This window comes from Bacteroides sp. (assembly GCF_029057325.1).
GTDB lineage: Bacteria > Bacteroidota > Bacteroidia > Bacteroidales > Bacteroidaceae > Bacteroides.
In genome coordinates, this window is the sequence record NZ_JAICZW010000203.1 from 1 (window position 1) to 6,180 (window position 6,180).

The window sequence follows — 6,180 nt, forward strand, 5'->3', positions numbered from 1 at the left end:
GGATATACATATATATAGGTAAGTAACATCGAAAATAGGATATCGTTAGTATTAAGTTTAAATAGATTAATAACCACGCTTTCTCCTTCTCCCCTCCCTACCGGGGAGGGGCCGGGGGAGAGGCTCCAAATTCAAAAGTATGAAGAAATCAATTCTTATCATCATCGCAGTGTTAGTGCTCCTCGCCGTATGGGGAGTGACCGGTTACAACGGACTTGTAACCATGGAAGAGAACGTCAGCAACCAGTGGTCCAACGTAGAGACCCAGTACCAACGTCGTGCCGACCTGATACCGAACCTTGTCAATACCGTCAAGGGATATGCCTCGCACGAACGGGAAACACTGGAGAGCGTGATGCAGGCACGCAGCCAAGCCACGCAAATCAAAGTGAATGCCGACGACCTGACCCCGGAGAAACTCGCCGAATACCAGCAGGCACAAGGTGCCGTGACCTCCGCTCTGGGCAAGCTGCTCGCCGTCAGCGAGAGATACCCCGACCTGAAAGCCAACCAGAACTTCCTGGAACTGCAAGCACAACTGGAAGGCACGGAGAACCGCATCAACGTGGCACGCACCAACTTCAACAACACAGCGAAGGAGTTCAACACCGCCATCCGCCGCTTCCCGAAAAACATCCTTGCCGGACTCTTCGGCTTCGAGAAACGTGCCTACTTTGAAGCGGCTGAAGGAGCCGAACAAGCTCCGAAGGTAGAGTTCTGAACCTAAACACCGTCCCTGCATAGCCCGTGGACATACTACGCAAAGAGCTCAACGCCCTCTACGCAAGCCAGCATCTGGAATACGAGCACCTGGATGAAGCAGTTCTGCACGACTGCCAAGCGAAGATTGCTTCCATGGCAGCCGTCAGCAATGCCTGCTACGTCATCACCGACGCGTCTGCCGACACCTGCTTCATCCATGCCGGCTGGCTGGGCCAGGAGATTCTGCACCTCATCCGCGAAGGGAGGTCAAGCAAGCAGATAGCCGATGTGTTGGACATCAGCATCCACACCGTGAACAGACACCGGCATAATATCTTAGAGAAACTGAGCGTGGGGAATTCCCATGAGGCCATTACGGCAGCTTCGGCTATGAGGTTGCTGTGAGATACTTCCCTTCAATGGTTATAAATCAGTATTGCCCATCCCCCCTCCCCGCACTAACTCTTGCTCTCCGTCTCCGATGTATCGTAAAATTCCGTGCCTAAAATCGTAACACAATGTAAGCAGCGACAGGCTTTTCGGACATCCTCCCGAATTTCCTCCCCTTTTCCTGCACCGTTCTCGCAAAATCCCCTATATTTGCAGCCATTATCAAACTAATCAGACTGACTGAAACGATGAAACATACTTGCAACTATCTGTTCCTTCTTCTTCTCCTCCTGCCCCTGCTCCACGCCTGCAACGGCGACGTGTTTGTGGACGAAGTGAAAGTGCCCCTCACCGAAGCCACCCTCGACGGCGACGGCGACACGCTGACCCTGCGGTTCAACACCTCGGAGTGGCAGTTGAGCAATGTCTATAACAAAGAGTTCACCGGCGTTTTTGCAGGCACGTTCTACACACTGGACGGCACCGATATGGGACGCACCAACTGCCTGCTGGACGGAAAAGGCAAAATCGTGGTCGATTACGCCCCCTACGAAATGACCTTCATCCGCCCCAACGACCGCGAACTGCAAATCCTCCTCGGCGACAATCCCAAGAACGAACCCTTCGAGTTCATCCTAACGGTGGGCGACAAGAACTACTTCCAACAGGAAGAGATACGCATCACCCAGCAGCCCGGCAGCGGCTACGTGATAGACCGCATCGAGTACGACCCCGTGCCGAAGGACGTGCACACCCGGATAGAGGAAGATAACTATCTGATAGACTGCACAGACGATCCCGTGACACGCACCTACAACCTGAGCAAGCGCATGAGGCGCTGTTTTACCTTCCACGGCGATGCCGACCTCTACCTCGTGCCGACGGGCGACGAGCCTCCCACCATCATAGCCCCCGCAGCCGACATCTCGCAAGGCGTGAAACCGGGAACCGATCGCATCGAATACTACCGATACGGCTATAACATGCTCTTCGTGGACATGGAACCGCCCGTCATGCGCACCCTGACCCTGAAGCCGGGCTTCACCAGCATCATGCGCCTCGCCGAATACCAAATCTATACCGCCTACTACACGCTCCATCTGCGCAACGTCAAGACAGGCAACCCCCGCACCGTGCAGGGCAGCATAAAATGTACGAACCCGATAGAGGCGATTACGGCCTATCCGAAACATCATGGGAATAGTGATAAGGTGATAAAGTGATAATGCGATAAGTAATCATGAGAACGATTCATAAACTATGGATAGTCCTGCTCCTCGCCGGGCAGGCCGCCAACAGCCTGCGGGCGCAAAGCTCCGCAACGACTGCCGGGACAGACTCCTTGGCATCTCCCCTTCGGAACGTCATCCACCGCCTCTCTGCGGATGTGCGCCCCGCCTACCTGACTCCCACCAACTACTTCTTCAAGGGAGAAAATGCCAGGCAGCAACCGATGAATGCCTTCTTGTCCGGACACCTGAAATATGGCATCCAGCTCGACCCCGACTCGCGGATCGGGCGGCTCTATCCGCATACCACGCAAGGCATCGGGCTGGCGGTCAACACCCTGTTCAACGCAGAGGAGATGGGCACGCCCGTGGCGCTCTATGCCTTCCAAAGCTCGCGCATCGCAAGCCTCACGCCCCGCCTCTCGCTGGACTATGAGTGGAACTTCGGCGCCTCCTTCGGCTGGAAGAAGTACGACGAAGACTCCAACCCCTACAACCTGGTGACAAGCTCGCGAATCAACGCCTACATCAATCTGGGCTTCTTCCTGAACTGGCAATTGTCGCCCCGCTGGAGCCTGACCGCCGGCGTGGAGGGAAGCCACTTCTCCAACGGAAACTCCCACTACCCCAACGCCGGCATCAACACCATCGGGGCACGGATAGGTGTTGTCCGCAGCTTCGGCGACGCGCAGACCCTGGCCAAAGCAGAAGCTGCCCTGCCGCCCGCCGCCCTGCCCTTCTGTCCGCACGTCAGCTACGACCTCGTCATCTACGGCGCCACCAAGATACGCGGATGGGTGGAGGATTACGGAGGCAGCACACTGGTACCCGGCTCGTTCGGCGTGGTGGGTCTCAACTTCAATCCGATGTACAACTTCCACCGCCTGCTTCGGGCAGGCCTCTCGCTCGACGCGCAGTATGACGAAAGCGCCAACCTACGCGGCCACCTGGCCGGCACGGACGAGTACGGCGACCCGAAGTTCTATCGCCCGCCCTTCAAGGAGCAGTTCAACGTGGGATTGTCGGCACGCTGCGAGTTCGTGATGCCCGTCTTCTCCATCAACTTCGGCATAGGGTATCACTTCCTGCACAAGGGGCCCGACACGAAAGGGTGCTATCAGGTGCTTGCCCTCAAGACCTCGCTCACGCGCAACCTCTATCTGCACACGGGGTATCAGTTGCAGAACTTCCACGACCCGAATCATCTGATGCTGGGGCTGGGGTGGCGGTTTAATAATAAAAGATAAAACGATCATTATCACCTCAAACAAAATATTCCGTTCAACTATTGATTTTCAAATAAGAATGACTACTTTTGCAACAAACATCATGCAATGGGAAATTGGGAAAGAAAACAAGAAGAAAAGAAAGATGTTAAAGAAAAAGATAGAACCAGAAGAGAAAAACTTGCAGGATATTTCTTCGATACTTCTAAACTAATCCTTGCCGGTGTTGTTATAGGTGGTATAACCCCTCTGTATTCCGGAAATGCAAAGGAAATAAACTTATACGTTATAATAGTCGGCGTCATAGCCACTATATTGTTAGCGTGGATTGCAAATAAGATATTAAAACTATAAGATTATGACACAATTAGGTTTGACATTCACGGTTGTCGCCATTGTTGCAGGAGTTTTTGCACTATGGCTGAACACTCGAAAAGGCAAGAAATGGCTTGCAAGTCTATAATACAAAGAACGCGGATGGCACCGATTTCCAAAGCACCGTCCGCGTTCTTTGCATCTAAGAGTCCATATCTCTTCAGCTTAGCCTAACTCCTCTATCGCCTCCCGCAGCTCCTTCACTCCGCCCCATGCCCGGAAGAAGAGGCGCAGCCCCAAAATCAGCCCGATGGCAAGCCCCGTCCAAGCACCATACACGATATACGGATTGCCGAAACGAATCATATCCCCTATCATGCTTGCCAGCATCGGTATGGCAAGCAGCACACTCACGGCAATCCCCATCTTAAAGCTCTGCCGGAAACGCGCCTCCGCCAGGCAGACCTCGCGCACGGCCATCCGGTTGCAATCAATCCTGTTCAGCAGATAGGCCCAGGTGCACTGCCGGATGAGAATCGTCACCAGAAACAGGCTCACCAGCCCCCAAGTCAGCGGACTGAACTCAAATTCGTTCTGCCGCGTAATCTGCCAAAGCAGCATCGGCAGCAGAAACACGATGAACGTGAGCCGCAGCAGCAGCCTTTGCCGCATCTGTTTCACTTTGCTGTCCACCGCCCGGTGCAGCAGTTTGCGGTTCTCCATCTCCAGTCTTCCGAGTCGTTCTTCCATGACACTCCAGTTCTTTTTCAAATCTTCCAGTTCCATACGTTCTAAGTATTTTTTTCAGCTATTCGCCAGTTTGGTTAGTTTATCTTTGATACGTTTCAGTCTCGATGCTACGGTGCCTCGCGGTATGCCTACGATTTCGGCGATGTCCTCATACGAGTTCTCGTCCAGCCACAGCAGGATGATGGCACGCTCGAACTTGCTCAGTCCGGCAATGAGGCGATACATCTCCTTCAGCCGCACGGTGGTTTCATCGTTCTCCGCCTCCAGCCCGTAGAGGGTGTCCAGCGAAGTACGCTCGCCATGCCGCCTCTCCTGCCGGTAGAAGGAGATGCACGTGTTCAGCCCCACCCGGTATATCCATGACGAGAGCTTGCCTTTTCCCTCGTATCGGTCGAACCCCTTCCAGAGGTTGATGACCACCTCCTGATAGAGGTCCTTGAAGTTTTCCCCGTCCGTGGCATACATGTAGCAGATTTTGTATATCACCCGCTTATACTCCGCAATCAGGGAAATGAACTGCTTTTCTTTGTCACATTGTTCCATACCTAATACATTCGTTTTCTATATATGACGCAGAGTTTTCCGATTAGTTCCCCGGAAGGTCTAAAAAAATCACGCCACACATTTCTCGCACAAACTCAAGGCTGTAACCGAAATAATCACTACTTTTGCACATTCAATTGAAAAAACTATTAACTCATGAGTAACCAACGATACATGATGCGAGGCGTCAGTGCATCGAAAGAGGATGTACACAACGCCATCAAGAATATCGACAAAGGTATTTTTCCGCAGGCTTTCTGCAAAATTATCCCTGACATTTTGGGCGGTGACCCGGAGTATTGTAACATTATGCACGCCGACGGTGCAGGCACCAAGTCGAGCCTTGCCTATATGTACTGGAAGGAGACCGGCGACCTCAGCGTATGGAAAGGCATCGCGCAAGACGCCCTGATTATGAACATCGACGACCTGCTGTGCGTGGGCGCCGTGGACAACATCCTCGTCTCCTCCACCATCGGACGCAACAAGCTGCTGGTGCCCGGCGAAGTCATCTCCGCCATCATCAACGGCACGGACGAACTGCTGGCCGAACTTCGTGAAATGGGTGTAGGCGTATATGCCACCGGCGGCGAGACGGCCGACGTGGGCGACCTGGTGCGCACCATCATCGTGGACTCCACCGTGACCTGCCGCATGAAGCGGAGCGATGTCATTAACAACGCCAACATCCGTCCGGGCGACGTGATTGTAGGTCTCGCCTCCTACGGACAAGCTACCTACGAGAAGGAGTACAACGGCGGCATGGGCAGCAACGGACTGACCTCGGCACGCCACGACGTCTTCGCCAAATACCTTGCCGAGAAGTATCCCGAAAGCTACGACAAAGCCGTGCCCGAAGAACTGGTCTACAGCGGCGGACTGAAACTGACGGACAGCGTGGAAGGCAGTCCGCTGGATGCCGGAAAGCTGGTTCTCTCCCCCACTCGCACCTATGCGCCGGTGGTGAAGAAGCTGCTTGATGCCCTTCGTCCCGAAATCCACGGCATGGTGCACTGCTCCGGCGG

The 6,180-nt window shown here is 53.9% G+C and carries 7 protein-coding genes and 1 pseudogene; 6 read left to right on the top strand and 2 right to left on the bottom strand.

Translation table 11 applies throughout. The features are described 5' to 3' along the window. Positions 1-139 precede the first annotated feature (139 nt). The 5 genes and pseudogenes from K2G43_RS13150 (at position 140) to K2G43_RS13170 (ending at position 3,901) form a co-directional block, all read left to right on the top strand. Complete coding sequence (locus K2G43_RS13150) at positions 140-721, top strand: LemA family protein (RefSeq protein WP_297643119.1); 582 nt, start codon at positions 140-142, stop codon at positions 719-721. Positions 722-936: 215 nt separating this feature from the next. Beyond that, positions 937-1,107: pseudogene (locus tag K2G43_RS13155) on the top strand (helix-turn-helix transcriptional regulator); the annotation flags it as partial. Positions 1,108-1,340: 233 nt separating this feature from the next. Further along, positions 1,341-2,315 carry a hypothetical protein gene (locus K2G43_RS13160; RefSeq protein ID WP_300155997.1) on the top strand — a complete coding sequence of 325 codons (975 nt, stop codon included), beginning with the start codon at positions 1,341-1,343 and terminating at the stop codon, positions 2,313-2,315. Between the two features lie 17 nt (positions 2,316-2,332). Further along, positions 2,333-3,568 (top strand): acyloxyacyl hydrolase, encoded by a 1,236-nt coding sequence (locus K2G43_RS13165; protein ID WP_300156000.1) that lies wholly within the window; start codon positions 2,333-2,335, stop codon positions 3,566-3,568. An 87-nt stretch (positions 3,569-3,655) separates the two neighbouring features. After that, positions 3,656-3,901, top strand: coding sequence for a hypothetical protein (locus K2G43_RS13170; RefSeq protein WP_297643123.1), 246 nt, complete (start codon positions 3,656-3,658; stop codon positions 3,899-3,901). 186 nt (positions 3,902-4,087) lie between these two features. Here the strand turns inward: K2G43_RS13170 and K2G43_RS13175 are convergent, their stop codons facing one another. Together K2G43_RS13175 and K2G43_RS13180 are read right to left on the bottom strand one after the other, a co-directional pair. Beyond that, positions 4,088-4,648, bottom strand: a complete 561-nt coding sequence (locus K2G43_RS13175) for a hypothetical protein (RefSeq protein ID WP_297643125.1) — start codon at positions 4,646-4,648, stop codon at positions 4,088-4,090. An 18-nt stretch (positions 4,649-4,666) separates the two neighbouring features. Next, complete coding sequence (locus tag K2G43_RS13180; RefSeq protein ID WP_288909893.1) at positions 4,667-5,155, bottom strand: sigma-70 family RNA polymerase sigma factor; 489 nt, start codon at positions 5,153-5,155, stop codon at positions 4,667-4,669. A 156-nt stretch (positions 5,156-5,311) separates the two neighbouring features. Here K2G43_RS13180 and K2G43_RS13185 point away from each other — a divergent pair. Next, positions 5,312-6,180 (top strand): AIR synthase related protein (locus K2G43_RS13185; protein WP_300156004.1); only part of this gene is annotated, 869 nt, incomplete at its 3' end.